The organism is Streptosporangium sp. NPDC000095, from assembly GCF_042899335.1.
Taxonomy (GTDB): Bacteria; Actinomycetota; Actinomycetes; order Streptosporangiales; family Streptosporangiaceae; genus Streptosporangium.
The window spans coordinates 467,917-493,536 of record NZ_JBIAZS010000003.1; the positions used below are offsets into that span (position 1 = coordinate 467,917).

Sequence of the window (25,620 nt, forward strand, 5' to 3'; positions counted from 1 at the left end):
GTCTGGACCGCGGACCTCCCCGCCGACCGGGAGCTCAAAGCCGGAGTGCGGGGTGGTGGGCGATGGTCGCGGTCCGCGCTTCTTCAGTGACGCGAGAGGGCAGGTTCGCTCAGCGTGGCCAGGCGTCGCGGGGTACGCGGTAAAGGACGCGTGAGGTCGCGAACCAGTCCCGGTCGAGGAATCTGCCGGTGATCCGCCCCGCCAGGATGAGGTAATACTCCACCTGCTCCCGGAACCCGGCATCATCCGGATCCAGGTCCAGCGCGTAACCCTGGAACGCCTCCTCGCCCACCCTGCCCACATACTCTCCGTCGTGGTAGTAGACCATCCCTTCGTCGGCAAGTTCATACAGGCCGGCCATGTGCCAATGGGCGAGGATGCCCCTTCCTCCGGTGCTCGCTTCTTCGGACAGCGTGAAACCCCTGTTCATGGTGACCGAGACAGACCAGCCCGGGGAATGCGTCCCGATCCAGACCAGAGTCTCCTGCTCGTCATTCTCAATCAGGTCGAACGCGGTATCGAGATCGCAGAGAACCCCAGAGCCCGAATCCGCCCGGAAACGCTCCGCGGCTTCATCGATCTCATCCGTGTCGATCCAGGCCACATCGAAGCGGCTGTTCAGGAGATGCTCCTCCAGGAGATCCCACTGATTCTCCGCGGGCATCGCTCGTAACAGGTTCAACGGACAGCTCCTTGCGAGGTTCGAGCAAGTCCGTGAGTGGAGGCGAATCGCTCTCTGCCTGGGCGTGACCCGATATTCCAGCTACGCGAAGAACGCCATTAACATCCACTGAACTTGGTCAGGATCTTCTTCAGGGTAAGCGGAGGGGACATGCGTGTCGGTGACAGTGCCCAGGTCCACCAGGCGTGCGGGTTGCTCGCGCAGGTGCAGGCCATTCAGCGGTTCAACGCCGAAGCCGGACTGTGCTTCGCTCGCATCGGCCTCACCGGCGAGCGCGCGTCGCTGGTCGTGGAACACCCCGACTATCCGCCGCTGCACTTGAAAGTGGACTACGACATCTCCCGGCCGGCGCTGCGCGCGCTCCTGACCGCGCGGGGTCGGCCGGTCCGTCCCGAACCAGCTGACTATGACCACACTGTGGCGACACCCCACCCGCACGGTCCCGGCCTGATCCGGCACGGGTACGTTCTCTATGAACTCTGCGACACCGGCGCGTGGACCGACTACTACGAGGGTCGCTCCTGGCAGGGCGAGCTGGCCGACATCGTCTATGAACCCGTCGGCACCGATCTGTTCGTACGCCTTGATGGTGTGGCCTGGCGAGTGACGGTGAAACTCTCCATCCGGGAGCTAGGCGACCTGATCGGTGCCGCCTACAGCGTGGTCGATCGCATCAGCAGCGCGGTGGAGACGCCTTCGGCGGCGCAGCGTGAGCAGATGCGCCACGGCGAGGTGCTCGTATAAGGGATGTTTCCTTCACGGAGAACTGCGCACCGATCTAGGTTCCCGTCCTGCGGGGAAGCTCAGAGAGGCCGGCGTCACGGACGGGGGTGGGATCGGGTCCGTGGACGCCGGCCTCTGGGTACGGCCCACGCCCGGTACGGGGGAGTGGTGGGCGTGGGCCGGCTCCGGGGTCAGGGGGATCGGGGGACGATCCTGGCTGCCCGGAGGTTGGGGGAGGTCAAGGGTGGTGTCGTTGGGGGGTGAGGTCGAGCCGGTATCGCTCGGTCGGTAGGTCGAACCAGACGACGGTGCCGAGTTGGCCGGTGCCGCACAGGCGGGTCCATTGGGTGCCGCAGTGGCCGTGGGTGAGTTCGGTGACGATGCGCAGGCCCCGGCCGCCGAGTTCGAGGTCGTCGAGGTGTTCGGGGACGGCCGGTGGGCGGCGTAGGAGGTGGTTGATGAGGGTGGTGCCTGCTCCGGCGTCGACGACCTCTGCGCGGACGGGCAGGTTGTGGTCGTGCAGGAGGCGTAGTTCGTAGGGGGCGGGGGCGTAGCGGGTGGCGTTGGTGACGAGTTCGGAGACGACGATCTCCAGGTCGTCGAGCACGTCGGGGTCCGGGAGCTGTTTGGTCAGCTGGTCGCGGAACAGCTCCCGGGCGCGGCGGGCGGCGTTGCCGGGGGGTAGGCACCAGGCGGTCATCCGGAAGCGGTTGGGGAGTCTGCCGTGCCCGTCGGGGTCCGGGACGGGCACGTGCTCGATGAGCATCGTCGCTCCTATCGGGTGGGAAATGGAGACGTTTCACCGGCGGACGGAAACCGGTTTTGGGAAAGTCGCCCATCGCGGGACGGGCACTGCTTATTAGGGCTTTCGTGAAATTCTTGCCCTGATTATCCGTTGTAATGAGACGACTGCGGAGCGTAGTGTTGTGAGAGCGGAACGAACCAGATGGGCTCCAGAAAACCTGCTCGCACCCCTCTCGAACAGGCAGATCTCGTCGTCCGGGGTTGTCCCCTCTTCAGGAAAGCCTCTCGTGGCCTGTCCGGGTGGATTAATCAGATTTACAGTCGGAGAAAGGGGAGTGGCGAATGTCCGGACCAGTCTCTATGCAGCCCGGAGAGGTCTTCGTTCATCCGTTGAGTTATGTCCGCGCCGAGCGCGGCTGGACCTACCAGGACCTGGTGACCGTCATCGCCCGACGTGTCGGGAACATGGCGCGAAGGAGGGAGAAGGCGTGGCGCTGGGAGCACTGGGGGGTCGTGCCCGACCGGGATACCCAACTCGCTCTCGCCGCCGAGCTCGGCGTCTCCCCGGAGACCGTCCACGCCCGGCCCTGGCCCGGCTGGCTACCGGTCGGCGATCCCATTCGAGTCGACTTCTCCTGGGACCAGACGGGCAGTCGGCTCGCTCTCAACCACGCATTGGAGAAGGCGATGATGGACCGGCGAGGTTTCGTACGGCTGACCGGGATGAGCCTGACCGCGTTCGCGACCGACTGGCTCAACGTCGAACCGGCCCGGCTCACCTCAGTGCTGGGTGGGGGCCAGATCGGTGAGGAGTTCGTGGAGCAGATCGAGGCGAGCCTGCCTCGCCTGCATACGCTGCAGGGCAGCCACGGTGGGCAGTACGTCCGCAAGCTGCTCGACGCCGAGCTCGGCATGGTCACCGGGGTGCTGGAGAAGTCCTCCTACAGCGAGGGCATCGCTCGGCGTCTTCACACACTGGCCGCGGAACTCGGGCAACTGGCGGGTTTCGCCTCCTTCGACACGGGACTGCATTCCGCGGCTCAGCGATACTGGGTCGCCGCCGTCCATTCCGCGCACGCGGCCGGTGACCGTGCCGTGGGGGCGGACATCCTCAAGTCGATGGCTCTGCAATGCAAGGACGTGGGGGACTTTCCCGGTTCCTTGACTCTCGCTCGTGCCGCTTACGAGGGGGCCGGAGAGGTCACGCCACGCACCGCCAGCGTGCTGGCCATGCGCTTGGCGTGGGCTCACGCGAGTGTCGGTGACAAGGCTGAGGCTCATCGCTTTCTGGGCATCGCCGACACCCAGTTCGGGCGCGGCCCCCGGCCGGACGACCCCCGATGGGTCCGATGGTTCGATGAGGGGGAATTCCACAACCATGTCGCCACCTGCCAGATCGACCTGGGCGACCTGCGACGCGCGGACCTCTACCTGGAGAAGGCCAGGAACGGGTACGCCCCGACCCGGCGCCGAGACTATGCCACCTATCTGATCAGGTGTGCTCGCGTCCAGAACGACCTCGGCAACGCCGACCAGGCCGCCGACCTGCTCCATCAGGCGGTTCCGTTGATCGAGCAGGCCCCCTCCAAGCGCAACGTCGGCAAGCTGCTCGCCGTTCGCGATCGCCTGCCCGACGACACCCGCAGGAGCGACCTCGACCAGCGGCTGTCCCCCCTGACAGGGTGACCGTTCCCGAACCTCGACGCGCCGCCGTCGTCACCGGAGCCGACCTCCGCGGCCCTGACTGAGTCATCGCCGCGGAACCGGCCGAACGTGGCCTTGGAGATGACTTTCTCGGCGGCTCTTCGATGTTGAGGGGAAGTGCCCTCGTGGCATCTTCCCCCTACCCGGTTCGTTTTCGATCCTGCGACCTGTGGGTTCGGGCGTCGGATGACGGCGCCGGACGTCGACCGGCCGTAATCGGGCAACGAGGTCCTGAAGGGCGGGGGAAGCGCTGGAGGATTCGATGAGGGGAGAGGGGATCAAGTGAGCAGGGTGTCTGGTGGGGGGTAGCAGGCTCACATGGGTACGGAGAGGGAGCCTGGGTGCGGGCGAGTTGAGGGGGCACCGGCCGGGCGCGGTCGGGGTCTCGCCGTGACTGCGCGGTGACGCCGAGATAACCGGCCGATGGTCTTGCCCGTGTCAGATGCCGAGACACCTGTTAGGTCCAGGTCACGCCCCGCAGCATGGCTTGCTCCTTTCCCACCACGGCCCGCTCGCGAGCGAGCGGTTTCCAAGTCGTGAGCCGGCCGGTGGGCTGACTCACTCCGCCAAAGGTAGCGGTTGCCATCGCGCGTCGCACACTCCGCAACTATTGTGTTACACATCGTTAGTCGGAGAGGGGGACGACATGGTGGCTCCCAGTCACTCACCGGTCAAACCACGCGACGGCATGACACCTTTGGTCGATCGATGGCCCCTGCTGGGGCAGCGTCGTCCGCTGGTCGGCTACCTGTGCGGGATAGTAGCGCTGGATCTCGTCGCGATCGTGTTCTTCTCGATTTCCGGTGTTTTCCGCTGGTCCGACGTGCTGACGTTCACGGCGTTGATGATGTGCGGAGCCGTGTGCATCGAGGCGACCCGGAGACTCGGCATGCCCGCGGGCGTCTACCGCGATCTGCTGTCCGCCTGGTGGTTACCCGCAGCCCTGCTCCTCCCGCCGATCTACGCGCTTCTGGCGCCCATCCCGCTCCAGTTCCTGCTGCAGAAGCGGGTGCGCGCGACGGTGGTCTACCGGCGGGTCGTGAGCTCGGCGGCGATCGGACTGGCCGGATGCGCGGCCTCGCTGCTCTTCCACGCCGTGGTCGGCGACCTGGGGGCGCTGACCAGGGGGGAAGGATGGCCGATCCTCGTTGCCATCGGCTGCGCGATCTTATTCACAGTGATCAACACCGCGCTGATCGCCATCGCCGCGCACACCGCCGACCCCGAGAGCCGCTGGCGGGAGGTCCTGTGGAACCGGGAGAACCTGCTCCTCGACTTCGTCGAGCTCTGTCTCGGCGTCCTCGTCTCCATCACCTGCGGGCTCAACCTGGCCCTGCTGGTCCTGGCGCTGCCCCCGGTCGTGCTGCTCCAGCGCAGCCTGCTCCACGCCCAGCTCCAGGCGGCGGCCCGCACCGATCTCAAGACCGGCCTGCTGAACGCCGCGGCCTGGCAGCGGGAGGCCGACACCGAGATCGTCAGGGCGCGGCGCACTGGGGAGACGCTCGCGTTGCTGATCGTCGACATCGACCACTTCAAGAAGGTGAACGACACCTACGGTCACCTGATCGGCGATCAGGTCCTCGTCGGGGTGGCCGACACCATCCGCAGCCAGCTGCGTGACTACGACGTGGTGGGCCGGTTCGGCGGTGAGGAGTTCGTCGTCCTGCTGCCCAGGGCCGACGTGACCGAGGCGCGCAGGGTGGCGGAGCGGCTGCGCTCACGGGTGGGGCGGATGGCCGTCCCGGCCGACGACAACATGATCACTGTGACCATCTCGGTCGGTGTCGCGATCATGAGTGTGCACGGGGACGACCTGATCGAGCTGCTCGCGGCGGCCGACCTCGCTCTTTACCGGGCCAAGGAGCTCGGCCGCGACCAGATCTGCCTGTCGGCCACCATCGTGCCCCCGGCCCGCAGGCCCGGATCCGAGGCCGCTCCCGGCTGAACTTCTCGGGCCCCATCCGGAGCCGCTCCCGGCTGAACCGGTCTTCGTCCGGGCCGCCCTCGGTTGAACGAGCCTTCCTCCGGGGCCGTCCTCGCCGAATCGGTCTTCGTTCAGGGCGGAACCCTCGACGGCCCTATCCAGGGCCGCCCATAGCTGAACTCCCCAGGCCCTAAACTAAGGGCATGCCGGAGTACATCTACACGCTGCAGCGCGTGCGCAAGGCGCACGGTGACAAGGTCGTCCTCGACGACGTGACGCTGTCGTTCCTGCCGGGCGCCAAGATCGGTGTCCTGGGCCCCAACGGCACCGGGAAGTCGACGCTGCTGAAGATGATGGCGGGCCTGGAGCAGCCGTCCAACGGCGACGCCCGGCTCATGCCCGGCTTCACCGTCGGCATGCTTCAGCAGGAGCCCCCCCTCAACGAATCCAAGACCGTCCTCGGCAACGTCGAAGAGGGTGTCGCCGAGACCAAGGCGATGCTCGACCGCTTCAACGAGATCGCCGAGCTGATGGCCACCGACTACAGCGACGATCTGCTCAACGAGATGGGCAAGCTTCAGGACGCCCTCGACCACCGCAACGGCTGGGATCTCGACAGCCAGTTGGAGCAGGCGATGGACGCCCTGCGCTGTCCTCCGCCGGACGCCGAGGTCACCCAGCTCTCTGGTGGAGAGCGCCGCAGGGTCGCCCTGTGCAAGCTGCTTCTGGAGCAGCCCGACCTGCTGCTGCTCGACGAGCCCACCAACCACCTCGACGCCGAGAGTGTCCAGTGGCTCGAATCCCACCTGGAGAAATACCCGGGCACCGTCTTGGCCGTCACCCACGACCGCTACTTCCTGGACAACGTGGCCACCTGGATCCTGGAGCTCGACCGGGGCCGCTGCCACCCCTACGAGGGCAACTACTCCACCTACCTGGAGGCGAAGGCGGCGCGGCTCAAGCTTGAGGGCCAAAAAGACGCCAAGCGCAAGAAGCGCCTGGAGGAGGAGCTGGAGTGGGTCCGCTCCAACGCCAGGGCCCGCCAGACCAAGAGCCGGGCGCGTCTGCAGCGCTACGAGGAGATGGCCGCCGAGGCCGACAAGCACCGCAAGCTCGACTTCGAGGAGATCCAGATCCCGCCGGGCCCGCGCCTGGGGACCACGGTCATCCGGGCCGAGAAGCTCACCAAGGGCTTCGAGGAGCGGGTCCTGATGGAGAGCCTCTCCTTCGACCTCCCGCGTAACGGCATCGTCGGTGTGATCGGCCCGAACGGTGTGGGAAAGACCACCCTGTTCCGGATGATCACCGGCAGCGAGACGCCCGACAGCGGCGAGATCGTGATCGGCGACACGGTCAAGATCTCCTACGCCGACCAGAGCAGGGGCGGGATCGACCCCGCCAAGAACGTCTGGGAGGTCGTCTCCGACGGGCTCGACTACATCAAGGTCGGCCAGGTCGAGATGCCGTCCCGCGCCTACATCGCCGCGTTCGGGTTCAAGGGCCCTGACCAGCAGAAGAAGTCGGGCATCCTGTCCGGCGGAGAGCGCAACCGGCTCAACCTGGCGCTCACCCTCAAGCAGGGCGGCAACGTGCTGCTGCTCGACGAGCCCACCAACGACCTCGACACCGAGACGCTCTCCAGCCTGGAGAACGCGTTGCTGGAATTCCCCGGTTGCGCGGTCATCACCTCGCACGACCGGTGGTTCCTCGACCGCATCGCGACCCACATCCTCGCCTGGGAAGAGGGTTCGAACTGGTTCTGGTTCGAGGGCAACTTCGCCGACTACGAGAAGAACAAGATCGAGCGCCTGGGTGCCGACGCGGCCAGGCCGCACCGGGTCACCTACCGCAAGCTCACCCGCGACTGATCCCCTTCCCCGGAGGCCGGTCTGCAGACCGGCCGGTCTCCGGGAAGGGGTGTCGCACCTGGCGCGGGCCCGCCCGCGACGGATGCGGTGTCGCCGTGCCGACGGGCTTCCGACGTACCGCCGTAAGCCGGTGCGTCGGGGCCCGCTACGGTTTTGGGTGTGTTTGGACAGAGCATCGTGGACGGCGTCGGCCGTGGCCACCGGCATGTGTTCCCCAGGGCCGTGAGGTTCGCCGACATCGACTCGCTGGGACACGTCAACAACGTACGGTTTCTCGACTACCTGGAGGACGCGCGGCTCGCGCTGTTCCATGTCGATCCCCGGCGTGAGGGCCGCGAGCCCTTCAATGGGCTCGTGATCGCCAGACACGAGGTCGACTATGTGCGGCCCCTTACCTTCCGCCCCGATCCGGTCCGGGTGGAGTCATGGGTGACGGAGATCCGGCCGGTGCGGTTCACCCTCGTGTACGAGATCCTCGACGACGAGGAGATCTTCGTCAGGGCCCGCTCGGTGATCGTGGCCTACGACGTGGAGAAGGCCTCCCCCCGACGGCTGAACCAGGACGAGCTCGCCTACCTGGACAGGTTCGTCACGGGCTGAGGGCGCCTGCCACCGGGCGTCCGCCGGTGGCAGGCGGTCTGTCAGGCCTCAGGAGTGTGCAGCCAGGCCGCGGTGTCCGGCAGGAGAAGGTGACCTTCCACCGGGGCGCTGCCGATCAGGACACGGTCGTGCGGAGGCAGTTGCACCGGCTCGGAACCGCAGTTGATGACGCAGGTGAGCGGACCCCGGCTGAAGATGAGGGCGTCCTCGGGGGAGTCCAGCCAGGTGATCTCGTCCGGCAGCGTGCCGCGCAGCTCGCGGCGGGCGCGCAGGGCCTCCTGATAGAAGTGGAGCGTCGAGCCCGGGTCGTTCGACTGGCGCTCGGCGGAGAGTGCGGCCCACTCGACCGGCTGTGGCAGCCAGGGCCGTGTTCCGTCTGGGGAGAAGCCGTAGGGCTCGGCCGCACCGGACCAGGGGATGGGGACTCGGCAGCCGTCGCGGCCGGCCAGCTCGCCCTTGGAGCGGGCGAAGATCGGGTCCTGGCGGGCCTCCGGGGGAAGATCCTTCACCTCGGGGAGGCCGAGTTCCTCCCCCTGGTAGAGATATGCCGATCCCGGCAGGGCGAGCATCGCGAGCAGGGCCGCGCGGGCACGGGCGAGGCCCGTCGTGGAGTTGGTGAGGCCGTCGCCGTACCGGGTCACGTGGCGGATCACGTCGTGGTTCGAAAGGACCCAGGTGGGGGCGGTCACCGCGGCGAGCGTGTCATCGATGATCTTCTTGAACGCCGGTCCTGACCAGGGCGCTTCCAGCCAGGCGAAGTTGAAGCTCTGGTGCAGCTCGTCGGGGCGGACGTACAGGGCGAGATCCTCGGCGGAGTCGGTCCAGACCTCGCCGATCGCCATCCGCTCGCCCTCGTAGGAGTCGAGGACCTTGCGCCAGTCGCGGTAGACCTCGTGCACCTCGGGCCGCCCCCAGATCGGCGACTCGGCCTTGAACGCCTGGTCCTCCGGCGGGGTGTCCGGCAGCCCTTCGGCCTTGTAGAGGCCCATCGCGACGTCGATCCTGAATCCGTCCACCCCGCGGTCGAGCCAGAACCGCAGCACGTCGAGGAACTCGGAGTGGACCTCGGGATTGCGCCAGTTGAAGTCAGGCTGTTCGGGGGCGAAGAGGTGGAGATACCACTGTCCGTCGGGAGACTTGCTCCAGGCGGGGCCGCTGAAGGTCGACTGCCAGTTGTTGGGAGGGGACTCCCCGCCGTCCTGGAAGATGTAGCGGTCGCGCCCCTCGCCTCGCAGGGCGGCCTGGAACCACTCGTGGGCGGAGGAGCTGTGGTTCGGGACGATGTCGACGATCACCCGCAGCCCGAGCCGGTGCGCCTCGGAGACGAGTTCGTCGAAGTCGGAGAGCGTGCCGAAGAGCGGGTCGACGTCGCGGTAGTCGGCCACGTCGTAACCGCCGTCGGCCATCGGGGAGCGGTAGAAGGGGGTCAACCAGATCGCGTCCACGCCGAGCTCGGCGAGATACGGCAGGCGCTGCCGGATGCCGGGCAGATCGCCGACGCCGTCTCCGGAGGCGTCGGCGAAGCTGCGAACGTAGATCTCGTAGACGACGGCATCACGCCACCAGGGGGTTTCCATGTGCATGGGTTGCCCCAGGCCGGTGGGGTTTATGCGTGGCAGACCCCGACCTTACGGTGGTTTATACGTCGGGGGTGTTTACCATGCTGTGCGCCGCGTACACGAGATAGTCCCAGAGGCGTTTCTCCAGCTCGTCGGGGAGCTGGAGGGAGACCACCGCGTCGTGCATGTGGCGGAGCCAGGCGTCGCGCTCGGCCGAGCGGATGACGAACGGGTTGTGCCGCATCCGCAGCCGGGGGTGGCCCCGCTGCATGCCGTACGTGTTGGGACCGCCCCAGTATTGGATGAGGAAGAGCCTGAGCCGCTCCTCGGCGCCTTCGAGGTCTTCCTCGGGATACAGCGGCAGGAGGATCGGGTCGGTGACCACTCCCTGGTAGAAGCGGTGCACCAGACGCCTGAAGGCCTCCTCGCCGCCAACGGCGTCGTAGAAGGACTGGGATTCCTCGGGGGTAGCGGACACGTCATCCAGCCTAATTGACGTCAGGAGGCGATCGTGATGCCGGCGCGGTCGAGGGCGAACTTGATCCGCAGGCGGAGCTCGCGGGCGACCTCGCCCTGCCGGGAGGGGAGGGTCTTGGCGCTGACCCGGAAGATGACCGCGGTGTCGGAGATCTGCTCGATGCCCCAGACCTGGGGCTCCTCGACGATGACGCTGTCGCGGAAGGCGGGCTCGTTCCACATCTCGTCGACGACCTCCTTGAGCAGGTCGCGGACCACGGGGATCTCCGAGGCGTACGCCACCGGCACGTCGACCGTGGCGCGGGCCCAGCCCTGGGACTCGTTGCCGACGCGGGTGATCGTGCCGTTGCGGATGTACCAGACGCGGCCGTCGCTGTCGCGCAGGCGGGTGATGCGCAGGGTGACCGCCTCGACGGTGCCGACCGCGGTGCCCGTGTCGATCACGTCACCCACGCCGTACTGGTCCTCCAGGAGCATGAACATGCCGGCGATGAAGTCCTTGACGAGCTCCTGGGCGCCGAAGCCGATCGCGACGCCCAGGATGCCGACGCTGGTCAGCAAGGGGGCGATGGGGATGGAGAGGCGGTCGAGAACGGTGAGCGCGGCGGTGCCCAGGATGATGATCGAGGCGACGTGCCTGAGCACCGAGCCGATGGTCTCGGCCCGCTGCCTGCGCCGTTCGGCCACGATCGCGTCGAGGCCCTCGGGGGCGACCGTCTCCCTGCCGCGCAGCCGCCCCGCCAGGGAGGTGCGCTCGGCGGACGCCCGGCGCACGATCCGGCCGATCAGCCGGTGCGACAGGTTGCGCAGGATGAGCGCGATGGCCACGACCAGGACGATGGCCACCAGCCACGCGATCACGGGGGCCACCCAGTCGACGGACGCGGGGATGAGCATCTTCACAAAGTCGCAGATTACTCCCCCACCGTCTCCGCACCCTTTTGTAAATCCCGCACTCACGTCGAGGAGGTCCTCGACGACGGCTTCCGGACCCGAGGTCGGGGTGACGCTGGGTGTCGGGGTGAAGCTGGGAGTGGGGGTGAAGCTGGGGGTGGGAGTAGGAACGGGCGTGGGGGACAGCAGGAACACGGAGTGGATCCCTTTCGGATCGGATCGACAGGCTGACCGAGTGAGTCATGCAACCCACCCATCTTGCCGATCGAACCGGTCTCCGTCACATCACGCCGGGGAAGACGGGGACATCCTGGTCTGGAGCCGCGGAGGCGGACCAGGATGCCCCTGGTGACGGGGTGACCCGGCACGGGGCACGCACCCGGAAGCGTGTCCCGTGCCGTTCCCGAAAGGGATCCCTCCGGTCACCGTCCGGACGAGAGACCGGACGGCAGCCTGTGCTTTGCAGCGGTTCGTGGGCTTCGGCTCACGGGGAGCCTCCGCGTTTTTCGTGGAAGTTCTCGTGGAACGGCGGCCCGCGGGTGCGGGCCTGACGATTCGGAGCCGGCGGGGTGTCCAGCGTCCGAAGACGCTCCGCACCGGATCACCCCGCCGGCTCCGTCGGGCCGCGGTAGGCGCGGCACACCGGGCGGATGAACGCCCGTTGTGCCGCTCACCTCACTCTCCTACCGCGGCTAGCACGCGTGCGACCTTGGTCGCGGCACCGGCGGGGTCCTCCACCGTGTGCATTCGTTCGCCCCAGGACCACCAGTAGTACCAGTCCCGATGGCTGGGGGTGGCCTGCGCCCTGCAGGTGACGTTCTCCGCCAGGCTGGTCGCCTTCGGATTGATCACACGCACGAACGCACGGCCCGAGTGGGTCCGCACCACGCGGGCGTGCAGCCCGCGACAGTCAAGCTCCGTCACCAGCCGCTCAAGGTGCTGGAAATCGTCTTCACCCACCTCGTCCCTCCTCGTGCTCTCGGATGGCCGGCACCGAATCGTGTTCGTCCGATCACGCTTCCGGTGCTGCCCGCCAAAGATGACTCACAGCGGCCCTACGGGTCAATTCAGGGAAAACCCTGTTCAGGGTGGGCGATGTGCCAAGTGGGTTGAAAGAAACAGTCCTTCGGAGGACGATTCTTAGCCAGCGGCTTTATTAGCGTGTTCCGGATGAGTCAAACGTGGTCCATCATTCTCGGTAGGCGCAGTGCGACCGGAAGATCACACTGCGTCAAGGGAGATGGGGATCCGGTCGGGACCAGTGTGCCAGCCAGCCCAGCTGGTCACGAGAGAGGGGCCGGTATGTCCGGCAGGCAGCACAGGGAGACAGAGTTGGCGAGGCAGGTCCGGGCCCGTGGCCTGGCGGCCGGGAAGTCCTCGGCGCAGATAGCCGAGGAAATATATGAAAAGTGTAGTTCGCAATTCGGGACCACTCGGATAAAAGGTCACCGCCTCGCGCACGGCGTCGCTCTCGCGGACGTCATCGAACAGATACGGGCGCTGTTCGAACGCGACGGTAAGGCGGCTCCCGGCATCGGTGAGACGCTCCTGTCCGCGTACGAGAGCGGGTTGAAGCGACCCGGTCCCGAATACCTGCACTACCTGTGCTCCGCCTACCGGGTCGAGCCCCCCTCCCTCGGGTACGACGGCCCGTGCATCTGTGGCCACGGCCACAAGATGCCCGGTGTCGTGCGAGGTGATCTCCAGGATGGAAGACCCGACACTTCCCCTGGTCCGCGTGAGCTGCTGATCCAGCCGATCGGCGCCGACCCTCCCGCGGACGGGGGTGAGGAGGACGAGAACGTGCTACGGAGGACGCTCTTACAGCTTCTGGCCGGCAGCGGTATCGCGCTGGACGGGCAGGTGCTCGGATCGGTGGAAAGCATGCGTCGGCGGATGGACGACACGCTGGTTTCGGCCACCGTCTCGCCCGCGATGCTCGATCAGTGGGAGGAATCCACCATCGGCTTCGGCCGCCAGTACATGAACACCCCCCCGCTCAGGCTGCTGTGCGACGTGATGCTCGAATTCGCCGCGGTGCGCAAGGCGATGGAGCGGCACCAGCCGGTCGACCTGCAAGAACGGCTGTGCCGCATGGCGGCGAAACTCGCCGGTCTGAGCGGCATGATCATGATCAATCTTGGCGACCACCGGCTCGCGCGGTCCTTCTTCAGGACCGGCAGGACCGCGGCGGACGAGACCGGCGACCGGGCGCTGAGGGCGTGGGTCACGGCGAGGGAGGCTCTGGTCCCCCTCTACTACGGCGACCCGCGCGAGGCCCTCAACCTCGCCAAGAAGAGCAGGGACCTGGCCGGGCAGACGCCCTGTGCGGCCCAGGTCATGGCCCCGGTGGTCGAGGCCCGCGCGCTGGCGATGATGTCGGGCTCGGGCAAGAAGGACGTGGTCGACCAGGCGAAGCGGGCGCTGTCGAGGGCGAGGGCCGCCTTCTCCCAGATGTCCGCCACGGAGCAGGACGACTCGACCTTCGGCTACACCGAGCGCCAGCTCTACTTCCACCAGGGAGACGCGCTCGTCAAGCTCGGGCAGGCGATGGAGGCCGATCTCATCCTGGAGCAGGCGCTCACCAAGTACGGCCCGACCGACTGGCTCGACCCGACCTTCATCAAGTTCGACCGGGCCCAGTGCAAGATCCTTGAGGGTGACGTGGACGAGGCGCTGGAGATCGCCCACCGTACGGTCCTGAGCCTCGACGAGAGTTGCCGGCCCGACATCCTCATGCAACGCGCCCACGAGGTGGGCAAGCAGGTCGAGGTGAAGGTCCCTGGCCATCCCAAGCTCAAGACCTACATGGAGTCGCTGCGCAGCCGCGGCACGTCGACGGAGGATCCGGTGACCGACAGGAGTGGCACTTGAAGCCGAGGCTTCGGCGTTATCGCTGGTCCGACCTGGAGTCCGTATGGGCGCTTCACCAGATCTGCCTCGCGCAGGTCGGTCTCGCGCCGGGGGACGGCGTCTACTACGAGGACGACTTCCCGAGGATCCACGAGATCTATCTCGCCGACCGGGGTGAGTTCCTCGTGGGCGAGACGCCCGAGGGGCGCGTCATCACGATGGGCGGTCTGCGTCGTGTCGACGACCAGACCGCCGAGATGTGCCGCATGCGGGTCCATCCGGAGTTCCAGCGTCGCGGATTCGGCGCCCAGATGGTGCTCGCGCTGGAGACGCGAGCCACCGAACTCGGTTATGTGCGTCTTCGCGGTGACACCACCATGAATCAACTCGCGGCGATGGAGCTCTATCGCAAGTTCGGCTGGCGCGAGGTCCGCCGGGAAGAACGAGGGGGGTGTGTGGTGATTTACGGAGAAAAAGACCTAATAGCCGCTATGTCCTCTTTAACTAAGTGATCTATATTTAGGGATATCTTTCGGTTTGGTATTGCCTATTTCGGAAATATCCGAATAATTATTTTCGTACCTAACACCATTCCCTGGTGAGTGCGATGAAAAAGATCATTGTCCACAAAGCCGGCGTGTCGCGACTGGGTGGCGCTGCCGGCACCATCCACAAGGGATGAGATTCTTCCCCACCGAGAGAATCATCCTCCAACGGTCGCGGCCCCCGGTCCGAGAGATCGAGGGCCGCGCGGGCTTTTCTTGTCCGGCTGTTCGTTCCCTTTTCCGGCTGATGACCGGTTCACCCCAGCAGTGTGAGGCGGGAGACGACCTCCGGCAGGTCAGGGGGCTCCAGGGAGCCGGGGAGATCGACCATCTCCGCCGGTGAGAACCAGTCGCAGCCGAGGTAGGTGATGTGCTCCTCGGCGGTGAACGCCCCGGCGCTCACCTCGGGGGTGCCCTCGAACCTCGCCAGATAGAACCGCTCCGTCTTGGCGTAGTCGACCCCGATCCAGCGGAACTCCCTGCGTACCGGCACCCACAGGTTCAGCACCGCCTCGCCCGGCAGCCCCGTCTCCTCGGTGAGTTCGCGCCGCGCGGCCTGCAGAGGGGTCTCGCCCGGGTCGATCCCGCCGCCCGGCGGTTCCCAGAGGGTCTGGCCGCCGACGGGGTCGCGCCAGTGCATGAGAAGCACCCGGCCTGCCCCGTCCACACAGATCACCCGGGTCGCGGGCCTGCCGCTCGGCTGAGGGGTGTCCGCGATGTCCGTGGTATCCGGGGTGTCCGCGGGGTCTGGGGTCTCCATAGGGTGGGGGTCCATAGGGTGGGGACGATAGCACCCCGTTCGCCCAGCGGATCAGCGCCTCGGACGGTTCCGGATGGCTTTCTTGACTCCGGGCGATGTCGGCCGATCCCGGGTGCTCCGACGACCAGAGCGAGATCGCGTGGTTGTGGTGGTTCCGGGGGTCTGTGGTGGCCTTGGGGTCTCGTGGCCCGCCACGTGCCGGACGGCCGGATGCGGCGGTGGGATTCGCTGTACCCTGCCCAGGTCAGGTGGAAGCACCGTACGATCCGACCTCTCAAGCTCAAAGGTGAAGGCATGAGTTCCAGGGCCGAGTTTGTGTTGACGCTGTCCTGCCCGGACCGTCCGGGAGTGGTGGCCGCGGTCTCCGGCCTCCTCGCCGGGCGGGGATGCAACATCATCGAGAGCCAGCAGTTCGGTGACGCCGTGGCCGAGCGGTTCTTCATGCGGGTGCAGTTCGCCTCTCCGCTGTCCGACGGGGAGCTGCGCGAGGCCTTCGCCGCGCTCGCCCCCGAGTTCGGCATGGATTTCAAGCTGCGCGACGTCTCCGTCAAGCCGCGCGTGCTGGTGATGGTGAGCAAGTTCGGCCACTGCCTGAACGATCTTCTGTACCGGACGCGCTCGGGCCTGCTCGACATCGAGATCGTCGCGGTCGTCTCCAACCACCCGGACCTGCGGCCGCTGACCCAGTCGTACGGCATCGACTACCACCACCTGCCGGTCACCCCCGAGACCAAGCCCAGGCAGGAGGCGGAGGTCCTCACCCTGGTCGACCACTACCGGGCCGACCTGGTGGTGCTCGCCCGCTACATGCAGGTGCTGTCGGAAGACCTCTGCGTCAAGCTCGCGGGCAATGTGATCAACATTCACCACTCGTTCCTGCCGTCGTTCAAGGGCGCCAAGCCCTACCACCAGGCGCACTCCCGCGGCGTGAAGCTGATCGGCGCGACCGCGCACTACGTGACCGCCGACCTTGACGAGGGCCCGATCATCGAGCAGGAGGTCGCCCGGGTCAACCACACCCACTCCGCGGACGACCTCGCCGCCATCGGCCGTGACGTCGAGTGCCAGGCCCTGGCGCGGGCCGTCCGCTGGCACACCCAGCAGCGTGTCCTGCTCGACGGTCACAAGACGATCGTCTTTCCCCGCTAGCCAACCGCTCCCGGTCAGCAGATTCTCGGTAGCGGGTCGCCGACCAGCAGGTCGACGATGCGGGTGCCGCCGAAGGCGGTCCTGAGCAGGACCAGCCCCGGCGGATCGTCGGCGATCCGCCCGATGATCGCCGCGTCGGAGCCGAGCGGGTGGGAACGAAGGGCGGCCAGGGCCGTCTCCGCGGAATCCCCGGCCACCACCGCGACCATCCGGCCCTCGCAGGCGACGTAGAGCGGGTCGATCCCCAGCAGTTCGCACGCCCCCCGTACGGCGGGGCGGACCGGCACCGCGTCCTCGTCGAGGACGACGGCGACCCGCGAGGACTCCGCTATCTCGTTGACGATCGTCGCGACCCCGCCCCTGGTCGCGTCGCGCAGGCAGCGCACCGCGCCGCCCCCGTCGCTGTCGCAGGCGTCCAGCAGCAGGTCGACGAGGGCGTTGAGCGGAGCGGTGTCGGAACACAGGTCGGCCTCGATGTCGAGTTCTCCCCGGGCGAGCATGATGGTGATCCCGTGCTCGCCGATCGGCCCGGACACGATGACCGCGTCTCCCGGCCGCGCGGAGGCGGCACTCAGCCGGACGGGCCGCTCAAGCGTCCCGATGCCGGAGGTGGTGATGTAGCAGCCGTCCGCCTTGCCCCTCTCCACGACCTTGGTGTCACCGGTGACGATCCACACGCCCGCCGCCCGCGCCGCCTCGGCCATCGAGGCGGTGACGCGCCGCAGGTCGGCCACCGGAAATCCCTCTTCCAGGATGAATCCGGCCGACAGGTAGCGGGGGCGGGCACCGCACATGGCCAGGTCGTTGACGGTGCCGTTGACCGCGAGGTCGCCGATGTCGCCGCCGGGGAAGAACAGCGGCGTGACCACGAACGCGTCGGTGGTGAGGGCGAGCCCGTCGGTGACCGCGCCGTCCTCCAGGGTCTCCAGCATCGGGTTGCGGAACGACTCCAGGAACACCGCCTCGATCAGGGTCCTGGTGGCCTTGCCGCCCGCGCCGTGCGCCAGGGTGACGCGGTCCTCCCGGACGCGCGCCCCGCGTCGCCGTACCCGCTCGATCCGGTCCAGCACCCGCTGCTCCCGGACGCGCGCCTCCTCCCTCGGGTCACTCAGGTCCGGTACGTGTCCGCGGACGCGCGTCTCCTTCTTCGGGTCCTTCAGGTCCGGTACGTGTTCGCGGCCGGGTGTCTCCTCCCGCAGGCCCGGCGCCTGCAACCCGTCGAGTGATCCCGGGGGATCCATCTCCCGCACGGTGTGCTCCTCGGCCCGTCCGGTGCCGCCTTTTCCGTCGTTCACGTCCGGGTCGCCTCCCTGACGCGCTCGCGCGAGAACCGGCCGAAGTTGTAGTACGCCGCGCAGGCGCCCTCGGACGACACCATGCACGTGCCGATCGGCGTCTCCGGAGTGCACGCGGTGCCGAAGACCTTGCACTCCCAGGGCTTGAGCACTCCCTTGAGCACCTCGCCGCACTGGCACGCCTTCGGATCGGCCACCCTCCCGCCCGGAATCCGGAAGATCCGCTCGGCGTCGAAGGCGGCGTACCGCTCGGTGACCCTGAGCGCCGACTGCGAGATGAAGCCGAGCCCGCGCCATTCGAAGTACGGTCGCAGCTCCATCACCTGGCCGATGACGCGCAGGGCCTTGAGGTTGCCCTCCCACGGGACCACCCGGGAGTACTGGTTCTCCACCTCAAAGCGGCCTTCCGACAGTTGCAGAAGGATGCGGTAGACCGTGTGCAGTACGTCCAACGGCTCGAAACCGGCGACCACCATGGGCTTTCCGTAGGCACGCGCGACGAACTCGTACGGCCGGCAGCCGATCACGGTCGAGACGTGGCCCGGCCCGATGAACCCGTCAAGGCGCAGGTCGGGAGAGTCCAGGATCGCCTTGATGGCGGGGATGATCGTCACGTGGTTGCAGAAGATCGAGAAGTTCTCGATCCCCTCGGCCTCGGCACGCAGGACCGTCATCGCCGTCGAGGGCGCGGTGGTCTCGAACCCGATGGCCATGAAGACCACGCGCCGTTCCGGGTTCTGCCGGGCGATCTTCAGGGCGTCCAGCGGGGAGTACACCATCCGGATGTCGGCCCCCCGCGCCTTGGCGTCGAGGAACGAGCCGTTCCCGCCCGGCACCCGCATCATGTCGCCGAACGACGTCATGATCACGTCCGGCTGTCCGGCGATGTGGACGGCGTCGTCCACCCTTCCCATCGGGATGACGCAGACCGGGCAGCCGGGACCGTGCACCAGGGTGACGGCCTCGGGCAGGTAGTCCTCCAGGCCGTGCTTGTAGATCGTGTGGGTGTGCCCGCCGCACACCTCCATGAACTTGTAGTCGCGGCCGGGCTCGCACAGCGCGGCGATCCGCGCGGCGAGCATCCGGGCCTTCTCGGCGTCGCGGTACTCGTCGACGAAACGCATCAGCCCTCACCCCTCTTCGATCGTGGATTCTCGGAGGGCCGCGATCTCGTCCTCGTACGCCTGGCCGATGCTTTCGAGGAAGTCGAGCGCGGCCCTCGCCTCCACCTCGTCGATCTTCGACAGCGCGAACCCGACGTGGATGAGGATCCAGTCGCCGGGTGCGACGCACTCGTCCTCAAGCAGGCCGATGTTGATCGCGCGCTTGACGCCGCAGACGTCGACCATGGCCAGATCAGGACGATCCGACAGGATTTCCACGATCTCGCCGGGAATTCCCAGGCACATGAGAGACCTCCGCCAGCTGGATGGACTCGAGAACGAGGTCTTCGCCGCCCTCGGTGTCGATATCGGTGTCGCCGCACCCCGCGCAGAGGGCGAAGGGCTCGACGGAGGTGGACGTGCTCCCGCAGGAACGGCAGGTCATCCTCACCGGGACGATGACCAGTTCCACATGGGCGCCCTCGGCCACGGAACCCTCGGAGATCGAGGAGAACGCCAGGTTGACGGCCGGTTCCGTGAGGCGGAGCAGGGCGCCCGCGCGGACTCGCGCCCGTCGCACCCGCCTGCCGTCCGCCCGGTTCTCCACCGCCGTGAGGATCGCCTCGGCGATCCCGAATTCATGCATCGTCATCCCTTCTCATTGCATCGGTAGGTTTTTCCGTTCCGGCGGGCCGTGACCTCGATGTGTTCCGCCCGCCGCCCGAATGGCGCGGACGGTCGTACGGGACGGCCCGTCCCGCGTCCACGGCTCTCCGGAGTGCGCGGGCCCGCTACATGTTCCGCATCCGCAGGTAGCGCTTGATGTCGGGGAGCGACTGATAGACCAGTATGGCCACCCCCACCAGCACCGCTCCGGCCAGCAGGCGTTTCAGCATGTCCGTTCCTCCTCGTGAACCGCGGTGGCGAGCGCCATCGCGATCTGTTGCCCCGCGAGCTCGACGACCAGGTCCGCCGCCCTGGCGACGGCGTCCGCGACCGGAGGGCTGAGCCGCATGCCAGGCGAGGTGTCGGCGGGCTGGCAGCCGACGAGCAGGACGCGACCGGCCTCGCCGCCGAGCACGCCCACCAGCGAGAGCACGGTCTCCGGCGTCATCGAGTGCGCGTCGGCGAAGGATCGCGGTACGTCGCCCGCCGACGGTTCGAGGACGTACAGGGTGCCGGGCGGCCCGTCGCGGGAGACCGCGTCGACCAGGATCGTGACGTCGTATCCGCCGCCGGTCAGCTCGTACGCCAGGTGGACGCCTCGGATGCCGAAGTCCCTGACCTCGACCTCATCGGGCAGGTCGGTGCGGGCCAGGTGTCCGGCCACCGCCACCCCGAAGCCGTCGTCGCCGAGGAAGACGTTTCCCACACCGGCCACCAGGATCCTCACGCGCCCACCTCTCCCACAGGTGAGTCGTCCGTGAGCGGCTCGACCTCGTCGGGGGCGAAGTAGAGGAAGCGGCCGTGCGATCGGTGCAGGTCAGCGCCCGGATCCTCCTCCAGGGTGACGGCCAGGTGGTGGGCGCCGTCGAGATCGAGGAGCACGGCCTCGACGTGCGCGGTCCTGCCGGCGAGGAACATGTCGTGGGCGTCGGCGCGTCGCCGGCCGGGAACCAGCCTGACCCTGCTGCCCCTGGAGACGGCCACCCCGGAAATCGTCACGCTGTCGGCCTCCGGGGAGACCGCAGCCTCAGCCCACTGGGGGGCGGACCTCTCCCCCAGGGCCCAGGACGACTCCTCACTCGCCGGAGACATCGGTGAGGACGTGCACGAGGACATCTCCGGAGACGTCCGAGAGCGCGGGTCGGTGTTCTCCTCCACCGAACGGATCGCGCCGTGGAGTCGTTCCAGCAGCTCCGGTGGCATGTTGCCGACCATGTCGATGAGCTCGGCCACCCGGGGGTCGGTCTCCCGGGCCTCCCGAGCCTCCGAGTCGGTGAGGGTGAGGGTGCGCAGGTGGAGCATCTCGTCGATCTCCGTGGAGTCGAACAGCGGCCCGGGGCTCTCCGGCGCGATGTCCGGGTGGTCGTAGAGGATGATCGGAGAGGACAGCACCACGTCCCGATGGCCCGGCTCGCCCACGAGTACCGGCCAGGTGTGCTCGTTGCGGCAGGTCTCCACGGCGGGCCGGGCCCAGTTCGGCGGGTCGAGCAGGGAGACGAAGGCTCCGGCGGTCACCGCGATGAGCAGGTGCGCCGAGATCAGCGAGTGCCGCAGCGCCTGCTCGCGCGGCGCGCCCAGCGGTTTCCAGGGGTCGGTGTTCTCCACCCGGACGCGCAGCTTGACCAGGTCGTAGGGGCCCGGTACCAACTCGGCGGAGACCCTGAGCGCCGCGTTCAGCGGCAGGTGCTCGGAGACGAGGCGCCCTATCACCTCTCCGGACGGCGCCACGATCGGCTCGACCACGCGGTCTCCGGGAATCCGTACCTCGATGACCCGCTCTGGGGCGTCGAGCAGACCGGCGATGGGGAGTGTCACCTCCGTCTCCCGCTCGGTCGCCTCGTCGAAGGCGAGGTAGGTCCGGTGGCCGTTCCGCAACTGCTGGACCGGCCAGTAGCCGTCGTCCTCGGCGCGCTCGACGCCGCGTGTCCTCAGGTGCAGGAAGCGCAGGTTCAGGTGCGCGACGGCGTACGCGGCCCCTTCGAGGAGGCATTCGGTCACGTTGTACGGATACTCGGCGGTCGCGGTGAACCCCGGAGGGACGAGCACCCCGAACTGCCAGCGCACCTGGTTCTTGGGCGCCGAGGCGCGATAGGGGTAGAGAAGGTAGCCCTCGTACAGCACCGCGTCCGCCACCCGCCGCGCGATGTCCATCGGAACGCTCATCGCCGCGTCTCCTTGAGCAGTAGTTCCAGGGTCTCGTCCCAGGTCGCCAGGGCGCGCCCGGACTTGAACCTGCTGAGTTCCCGTAGCGTGCCGCGACGCAACCGCAGCCACCCCGAGTCCGGGAAGTAGCGGTCCATCAGCTCCCGCCACACCGCCACCGGCAACCGGCAGCGGGCCTCGCGATGCCACGGCACCTGGCTCACCGAGAAGCCGTCTCGTGCCCTGGCGAACACCGTGCCGTGGAAGAGCATGAGCATCGGGATCTCGCCGTCCTCCAGGGCGGCGAAATACCGGCCCGCCGACACCTCAAGGTCGTAGCCGCACGGCACCGGCACGTCGATCTCGGTGCTCCCGGTGAACGCCGGGACCATGACGGAGACGTCGGCGAACCGCAGGGGCTTCAGCGTGTCGCCCCAGCGCGCCGGGTCACCGAACAGGTCGCCGAGCAGCTCCGCCTCGCCGGCGCCGTGGCGCCGCAGGTGGGGCTCCACCCGGATCTGGCAGCCCAGCGCGACGGTGTGCACCCCCGAGGGAGCGGGGGCGGTGACGCGCAACCGGAAGACGAGCGTCGGGAAGGCCGCGTACGCCTCCGCCCGCACGCCCACGCAGTCGAACGTGAGCTCATCCACCGCCCTCACCACCTCGGAGGGGCGGTACGGTGCGGCCGCGTCCGCGCAGGTCGGCGAAGAAACCGTTGATCGCCTCCCGCGCCTCCTCGCCGCCGTCGAAGCCCTTCCAGTGCATCCGCACCAGGCCGACCAACGCGTAGCAGGTGTCGATCGGCACCAGATGGCAGGCGAAACCGCCGTCGGGACGGCGGTCCACCAGGAGTGCCTCCACGTCGGGCCGGACGTCGGCCATCTCCGGGTTGTTCGCCAGGACGCGCCGCCACGTCTCCAACGGCAGCAGCGACTCGGTGGCTCCGGCCGGGCTCGGATAGAACGCCACGGTCCGGTCCATCGCGGAGTTGTGGAAGAAGAAGGCCGTGCGGACCGGGATCTGCATCTCGTCCCAGTCGGCCGCGCTCAACAGGAAACGCGGGGCGTGGAGGTAGCGTCGCGGGACGGCCCGGTAGCGTGCCCGGCCGTCCGTGTCGCGGGTGAACAGCAGGTAGCAGGCCCGGCAGGCGCACAGCAGCGCTCGGCTCTCGACATTCACGAGGTGGCCGTGCTCCTCGCCCGCGGGGGTCGCGCACAACTCGCACAGCGTCGTCGGTGTCGGTGTCGTCGGCGTTGCTGGTGTGGCCGGTGTCGCGGGTGTCGTCGGCGACCAGGCGGACCGGTCCGTCCGGGGCGGCTCGCGGAACCTGCGCAGCCCGGTGGCCGTCACGACACCGGCTCCGGCTTCGCCGTCTGCGGTGACCCTGGTCCTGGCTCCCGCCCCGGATCAGCGGCCGGTCCCGGCCCTGACCTCGGCGCCGCTCCCGGTCCTCGCGCTGCTCCTGGCCCTAGCGTCGCTCCTGGCCCTAGCGTCGCTCCTGGCCCTAGCGTCGCTCCTGGTCCTCGCGCCGCTCCCGGGGCCGGCGCGGAGTCCGGAGCCCGCTCCGGAACCGGGCACGGGCCGGGCGCGCGGCGCTGGATCTGCAGCAGCCCCTGCCGCCCGTCGCTCACCCCCTCGACCTCCACCCCCGACACCTCGGGCGCCGCCTGGGCGATTGCTCGTTCGATGGCGTCGGTCACGGTGAGCAGCGAGGACGGGCAGCCGCGACAGGCGCCCTCCAGACGGAGCCGCACGATCCCGTCCTCGCCCACGCCGAGCAGTTCCACACCACCCTCGTGCGACCCCAGGTGGGGCCGTACGCGCTCCAGCGCGTCGCGGACGCGTTCGGCCGTGCTCAGCGGGTGCAGGTCGTGCAGCACCAGCAGCCCGGACACGAGCGGGTCGCCGACCATGCGGCCCAGCACCTCGGCGGCCCCGGTCTCGGTGACGATCTCGACGACGCGTTCCAGACCGGCGCCGTACAGCTCGACGAGGGCACGTACGAGGTCCTCGGCCTTGGCGCGCGTCACGGCGTCGCTCAGCGCGCCGAGGTCGGCGATGAGCGCCTCGACACGATCGCCCGTCGCCTGGACGTCATGGGTTCGCGGCATCGGCTCGGGTCCCCTCTCCTGTGCCGGGAAGCGGTCGGTTCACGAGGCGCCGAAGGCGTGGGGAGTGTGCACCCTGCGCAGCTCCTCGCCGCCGCCGAGGTACATGTGCACCCCGCACGGCAGGCACGGATCGAAGCTCCGCACGGTACGCATGATGTCGATGCCCTTGAAGTCCGCGGGCGGGTTCTCCTCGAAGATCGGAGTGTTCTGCACCGCGTCCTCGTACGGCCCCGGCGTGCCGTGCACGTCGCGGACGCTCGCGTTCCAGGGCGTCGGCGGGTACGGATGGTAGTTGGCGATCTTCCCGTCTCTGATCACCATGTGGTGGGAGAGCACGCCCCGCACGGCCTCGGTGAAACCGCAGCTGATCGCCTCGTCGGGAACCGTGAACGGCTCCCAGGTCTGGGTACGGCCCGCCCGCACCTCGGCCAGGCCCCGCTCGACGAAGTAGAGCGCGCACGCCGCCGCGTAGGCCTGGAAGTAGGTGCGGGCCCGGTTGCGTTCCAGGGCGTTGGACAGCGGCTGCCCCTTGAACTCGGGGATCTTCCACTCGAACGTCTTCTCCGGCCTCAGCGCCGTCCGCGGCAGGTTGATCAGCACGCTGTGGCCGGTCGCTCTGACGTAGCCGATGTCGACCCTGCCGGACAGCGCCGTCGACCAGAGCCTGGCGATGGGCCCGCCGCCGGTGTCGAGCGCGAGCGCGTCCTCCCCGTCGAACCAGCGGGGCGACATGACCCAGCTGTACCTGTCGCTGAAGTCGCGTTTCTGCGGGTGTGGGATGGTGTGCTGGTTCCACGGGTGCCGGATGTCGACCGGGTTGCCCAGCGGGTCGTGGGTGACGAACGGCTCCCGGTCCTGCCAGTCGTCGTAGTAGGAGCTGCCCAGCAGGATCCGGATGCCGAGGTTGATGTCGACCAGGTCGTCGGTGACCAGCTTGCCGTCGACGATCACCCCCGGCGTGACGTACATCTCGCGGCCCCAGTCGCTCATGTTGCGGTAGGTGAAGTCGCAGTGCTCGGGGTTCTGGAAGCTTCCCCAGCAACCGAGCAGCACCCGCCTGCGGCCGACCTCCTCGTAGCCGGGCAGCGCCTGGTAGAAGAAGTCGAACAGGTCGTCGTGCATGGGTACGACCCGTTTCATGAACTCGACGTAGCGCATCAGCCGGGACAGGTAGTCGGTGAACAGCTGCACCGTCGCGACCGTGCCCACCCCGCCCGGATAGAGCGTCGAGGGGTGTACGTGCCTGCCCTCCATGAGGCAGAACATCTCGCGGGTGAGGCGGCTCACCGCGAGCGCCTCGCGGTAGAACTCGCCCTCCAGCGGGTTCAGCGACCGCATGATGTCGGCGATGGTGCGGTAACCGTGGTCGCCCGCGTGCGGGGCCTCGGTGCGCTCGGCCATCGCCAGCACCCCGGGATTGGTCTCGCGGACCATCTTCTCGCAGTAGTCGACCCCCACCAGGTTCTCCTGGTAGAGGTTGTGGTCGAACATGTACTCGGCTGCCTCGCCCAGGTTGACGATCCACTCGGCCAGGGCGGGAGGCCGCACCCCGTACGCCATGTTCTGCGCGTAGACCGAGCAGGTGGCGTGGTTGTCGCCGCAGATCCCGCAGATGCGGCTGGTGATGAAGTGGGCGTCGCGCGGATCCTTGCCCTTCATGAAGATGCTGTAGCCACGGAAGATCGACGAGGTGCTGTGACACTCGGCGATCCGCCGGCCCTTGAAATCGATCTTGCAGTAGATGCCGAGACTCCCGACGATCCTGGTGATGGGATCCCAGGCCATCTCCACGAGGTCGGGGTTCTGCTCCGAGGTCGTCAT

26 protein-coding genes are annotated in these 25,620 nt (G+C 68.0%); 8 read left to right on the forward strand and 18 right to left on the reverse strand.

Annotated features, from left to right (window positions below):
• Positions 1–109: 109 nt before the first annotated feature.
• Positions 110–682, reverse strand: coding sequence for a hypothetical protein (locus ACFY3V_RS10450; RefSeq protein ID WP_362899963.1), 573 nt, complete (start codon positions 680–682; stop codon positions 110–112).
• 150 nt (positions 683–832) lie between these two features.
• Between ACFY3V_RS10450 and ACFY3V_RS10455 the strand changes: the two genes are divergently transcribed.
• Positions 833–1,426, forward strand: coding sequence for a hypothetical protein (locus tag ACFY3V_RS10455; RefSeq protein WP_362899965.1), 594 nt, complete (start codon positions 833–835; stop codon positions 1,424–1,426).
• Positions 1,427–1,643: 217 nt separating this feature from the next.
• On the opposite strand, the gene ACFY3V_RS10460 is transcribed toward ACFY3V_RS10455, so the two are convergent.
• The gene (locus ACFY3V_RS10460) at positions 1,644–2,171 is read right to left on the reverse strand and encodes an ATP-binding protein (RefSeq protein WP_389772062.1); all 528 of its coding nucleotides are present in this window, start codon (positions 2,169–2,171) and stop codon (positions 1,644–1,646) included.
• Positions 2,172–2,539: 368 nt separating this feature from the next.
• Between ACFY3V_RS10460 and ACFY3V_RS10465 the strand changes: the two genes are divergently transcribed.
• The 4 genes from ACFY3V_RS10465 (at position 2,540) to ACFY3V_RS10480 (ending at position 8,245) form a co-directional block, all read left to right on the forward strand.
• A complete protein-coding gene (locus tag ACFY3V_RS10465; protein ID WP_389772065.1) occupies positions 2,540–3,835 on the forward strand; it encodes a hypothetical protein in 1,296 nt (431 codons plus the stop codon).
• A 706-nt stretch (positions 3,836–4,541) separates the two neighbouring features.
• A complete protein-coding gene (locus ACFY3V_RS10470) occupies positions 4,542–5,798 on the forward strand; it encodes a GGDEF domain-containing protein (RefSeq protein ID WP_362899971.1) in 1,257 nt (418 codons plus the stop codon).
• Between the two features lie 182 nt (positions 5,799–5,980).
• The gene (gene ettA, locus ACFY3V_RS10475; RefSeq protein ID WP_362899973.1) at positions 5,981–7,645 is read left to right on the forward strand and encodes an energy-dependent translational throttle protein EttA; all 1,665 of its coding nucleotides are present in this window, start codon (positions 5,981–5,983) and stop codon (positions 7,643–7,645) included.
• 159 nt (positions 7,646–7,804) lie between these two features.
• Positions 7,805–8,245, forward strand: a complete 441-nt coding sequence (locus tag ACFY3V_RS10480; RefSeq protein ID WP_362899975.1) for a thioesterase family protein — start codon at positions 7,805–7,807, stop codon at positions 8,243–8,245.
• A 41-nt stretch (positions 8,246–8,286) separates the two neighbouring features.
• On the opposite strand, the gene ACFY3V_RS10485 is transcribed toward ACFY3V_RS10480, so the two are convergent.
• The 4 genes from ACFY3V_RS10485 to ACFY3V_RS10500 all read right to left on the reverse strand — a co-directional run bounded on the left by ACFY3V_RS10485 (position 8,287) and on the right by ACFY3V_RS10500 (position 12,135).
• The gene (locus ACFY3V_RS10485) at positions 8,287–9,828 is read right to left on the reverse strand and encodes a glycoside hydrolase family 13 protein (RefSeq protein WP_362899977.1); all 1,542 of its coding nucleotides are present in this window, start codon (positions 9,826–9,828) and stop codon (positions 8,287–8,289) included.
• A gap of 55 nt (positions 9,829–9,883) precedes the next feature.
• Entirely contained in the window at positions 9,884–10,282 is a 399-nt protein-coding gene (locus tag ACFY3V_RS10490; protein WP_350949457.1) for a globin, read from the reverse strand.
• 20 nt (positions 10,283–10,302) lie between these two features.
• The gene (locus ACFY3V_RS10495; protein WP_362899979.1) at positions 10,303–11,370 is read right to left on the reverse strand and encodes a mechanosensitive ion channel domain-containing protein; all 1,068 of its coding nucleotides are present in this window, start codon (positions 11,368–11,370) and stop codon (positions 10,303–10,305) included.
• Between the two features lie 480 nt (positions 11,371–11,850).
• Positions 11,851–12,135, reverse strand: coding sequence for a hypothetical protein (locus ACFY3V_RS10500; RefSeq protein WP_362514799.1), 285 nt, complete (start codon positions 12,133–12,135; stop codon positions 11,851–11,853).
• Between the two features lie 342 nt (positions 12,136–12,477).
• On the opposite strand from ACFY3V_RS10500, the gene ACFY3V_RS10505 reads away from it, so the two are divergent.
• The gene (locus ACFY3V_RS10505) at positions 12,478–14,049 is read left to right on the forward strand and encodes an XRE family transcriptional regulator (protein WP_389772073.1); all 1,572 of its coding nucleotides are present in this window, start codon (positions 12,478–12,480) and stop codon (positions 14,047–14,049) included.
• Positions 14,046–14,540 (forward strand): GNAT family N-acetyltransferase, encoded by a 495-nt coding sequence (locus ACFY3V_RS10510; protein WP_350949460.1) that lies wholly within the window; start codon positions 14,046–14,048, stop codon positions 14,538–14,540. Before ACFY3V_RS10505 ends, ACFY3V_RS10510 begins: the two co-directional genes overlap by 4 nt.
• 289 nt (positions 14,541–14,829) lie before the next feature.
• Here the strand turns inward: ACFY3V_RS10510 and ACFY3V_RS10515 are convergent, their stop codons facing one another.
• Positions 14,830–15,333: an NUDIX hydrolase gene (locus tag ACFY3V_RS10515; protein WP_389772077.1), complete on the reverse strand. Its 504-nt coding sequence runs from the start codon at positions 15,331–15,333 to the stop codon at positions 14,830–14,832.
• Positions 15,334–15,627: 294 nt separating this feature from the next.
• Between ACFY3V_RS10515 and purU the strand changes: the two genes are divergently transcribed.
• A complete protein-coding gene (gene purU, locus ACFY3V_RS10520) occupies positions 15,628–16,482 on the forward strand; it encodes a formyltetrahydrofolate deformylase (protein WP_350949462.1) in 855 nt (284 codons plus the stop codon).
• 14 nt (positions 16,483–16,496) lie between these two features.
• Here purU and hypE read toward each other — a convergent pair whose 3' ends face one another.
• The 11 genes from hypE to ACFY3V_RS10575 all read right to left on the reverse strand — a co-directional run bounded on the left by hypE (position 16,497) and on the right by ACFY3V_RS10575 (position 25,620).
• Complete coding sequence (gene hypE / locus ACFY3V_RS10525; protein WP_362899986.1) at positions 16,497–17,777, reverse strand: hydrogenase expression/formation protein HypE; 1,281 nt, start codon at positions 17,775–17,777, stop codon at positions 16,497–16,499.
• On the reverse strand, positions 17,774–18,901 hold the full coding sequence (gene hypD / locus ACFY3V_RS10530; RefSeq protein ID WP_362899988.1) for a hydrogenase formation protein HypD: 1,128 nt from the start codon (positions 18,899–18,901) through the stop codon (positions 17,774–17,776). The genes hypE and hypD overlap by 4 nt, the downstream gene beginning before the upstream one ends.
• Positions 18,902–18,907: 6 nt before the next feature.
• Positions 18,908–19,126 carry a HypC/HybG/HupF family hydrogenase formation chaperone gene (locus ACFY3V_RS10535; protein WP_362899990.1) on the reverse strand — a complete coding sequence of 73 codons (219 nt, stop codon included), beginning with the start codon at positions 19,124–19,126 and terminating at the stop codon, positions 18,908–18,910.
• Positions 19,127–19,133: 7 nt separating this feature from the next.
• Positions 19,134–19,532 carry a hydrogenase maturation nickel metallochaperone HypA gene (locus ACFY3V_RS10540; protein ID WP_362899992.1) on the reverse strand — a complete coding sequence of 133 codons (399 nt, stop codon included), beginning with the start codon at positions 19,530–19,532 and terminating at the stop codon, positions 19,134–19,136.
• A gap of 139 nt (positions 19,533–19,671) precedes the next feature.
• Positions 19,672–19,776, reverse strand: a complete 105-nt coding sequence (locus tag ACFY3V_RS10545; protein ID WP_389772084.1) for a DUF6893 family small protein — start codon at positions 19,774–19,776, stop codon at positions 19,672–19,674.
• Positions 19,770–20,273, reverse strand: a complete 504-nt coding sequence (locus ACFY3V_RS10550) for a hydrogenase maturation protease (RefSeq protein WP_362899994.1) — start codon at positions 20,271–20,273, stop codon at positions 19,770–19,772. Before ACFY3V_RS10550 ends, ACFY3V_RS10545 begins: the two co-directional genes overlap by 7 nt.
• Positions 20,270–21,709: a hypothetical protein gene (locus tag ACFY3V_RS10555; protein WP_362899996.1), complete on the reverse strand. Its 1,440-nt coding sequence runs from the start codon at positions 21,707–21,709 to the stop codon at positions 20,270–20,272. The genes ACFY3V_RS10550 and ACFY3V_RS10555 overlap by 4 nt, the downstream gene beginning before the upstream one ends.
• On the reverse strand, positions 21,706–22,338 hold the full coding sequence (locus ACFY3V_RS10560) for a DUF6084 family protein (protein ID WP_362899998.1): 633 nt from the start codon (positions 22,336–22,338) through the stop codon (positions 21,706–21,708). Before ACFY3V_RS10560 ends, ACFY3V_RS10555 begins: the two co-directional genes overlap by 4 nt.
• Positions 22,331–23,038 (reverse strand): DUF5947 family protein, encoded by a 708-nt coding sequence (locus tag ACFY3V_RS10565; RefSeq protein WP_362900000.1) that lies wholly within the window; start codon positions 23,036–23,038, stop codon positions 22,331–22,333. Before ACFY3V_RS10565 ends, ACFY3V_RS10560 begins: the two co-directional genes overlap by 8 nt.
• Positions 23,035–23,799, reverse strand: coding sequence for a NifU family protein (locus ACFY3V_RS10570; RefSeq protein WP_362900002.1), 765 nt, complete (start codon positions 23,797–23,799; stop codon positions 23,035–23,037). The genes ACFY3V_RS10565 and ACFY3V_RS10570 overlap by 4 nt, the downstream gene beginning before the upstream one ends.
• A 39-nt stretch (positions 23,800–23,838) precedes the next feature.
• The gene (locus ACFY3V_RS10575; protein ID WP_389772090.1) at positions 23,839–25,620 is read right to left on the reverse strand and encodes a nickel-dependent hydrogenase large subunit; all 1,782 of its coding nucleotides are present in this window, start codon (positions 25,618–25,620) and stop codon (positions 23,839–23,841) included.

What these genes read in the sequence shown, in the direction of transcription:
- ACFY3V_RS10455 (WP_362899965.1), top strand. Translation starts at nt 833, where the DNA reads ATGCGTGTCGGTGACAGTGCCCAGGTCCACCAGGCGTGCGGGTTGCTC.
- ACFY3V_RS10460 (WP_389772062.1), bottom strand. Translation starts at nt 2,171, where the DNA reads ATGCTCATCGAGCACGTGCCCGTCCCGGACCCCGACGGGCACGGCAGA.
- ACFY3V_RS10470 (WP_362899971.1), top strand. Translation starts at nt 4,542, where the DNA reads ATGACACCTTTGGTCGATCGATGGCCCCTGCTGGGGCAGCGTCGTCCG.
- ettA (WP_362899973.1), top strand. Translation starts at nt 5,981, where the DNA reads ATGCCGGAGTACATCTACACGCTGCAGCGCGTGCGCAAGGCGCACGGT.
- ACFY3V_RS10485 (WP_362899977.1), bottom strand. Translation starts at nt 9,828, where the DNA reads ATGCACATGGAAACCCCCTGGTGGCGTGATGCCGTCGTCTACGAGATC.
- ACFY3V_RS10505 (WP_389772073.1), top strand. Translation starts at nt 12,478, where the DNA reads ATGTCCGGCAGGCAGCACAGGGAGACAGAGTTGGCGAGGCAGGTCCGG.
- ACFY3V_RS10515 (WP_389772077.1), bottom strand. Translation starts at nt 15,333, where the DNA reads ATGGAGACCCCAGACCCCGCGGACACCCCGGATACCACGGACATCGCG.
- purU (WP_350949462.1), top strand. Translation starts at nt 15,628, where the DNA reads ATGAGTTCCAGGGCCGAGTTTGTGTTGACGCTGTCCTGCCCGGACCGT.
- hypD (WP_362899988.1), bottom strand. Translation starts at nt 18,901, where the DNA reads ATGCGTTTCGTCGACGAGTACCGCGACGCCGAGAAGGCCCGGATGCTC.
- ACFY3V_RS10535 (WP_362899990.1), bottom strand. Translation starts at nt 19,126, where the DNA reads ATGGTCGACGTCTGCGGCGTCAAGCGCGCGATCAACATCGGCCTGCTT.
- ACFY3V_RS10540 (WP_362899992.1), bottom strand. Translation starts at nt 19,532, where the DNA reads ATGACGATGCATGAATTCGGGATCGCCGAGGCGATCCTCACGGCGGTG.
- ACFY3V_RS10545 (WP_389772084.1), bottom strand. Translation starts at nt 19,776, where the DNA reads ATGCTGAAACGCCTGCTGGCCGGAGCGGTGCTGGTGGGGGTGGCCATA.
- ACFY3V_RS10555 (WP_362899996.1), bottom strand. Translation starts at nt 21,709, where the DNA reads ATGAGCGTTCCGATGGACATCGCGCGGCGGGTGGCGGACGCGGTGCTG.
- ACFY3V_RS10570 (WP_362900002.1), bottom strand. Translation starts at nt 23,799, where the DNA reads ATGCCGCGAACCCATGACGTCCAGGCGACGGGCGATCGTGTCGAGGCG.
- ACFY3V_RS10575 (WP_389772090.1), bottom strand. Translation starts at nt 25,620, where the DNA reads ATGACGACCTCGGAGCAGAACCCCGACCTCGTGGAGATGGCCTGGGAT.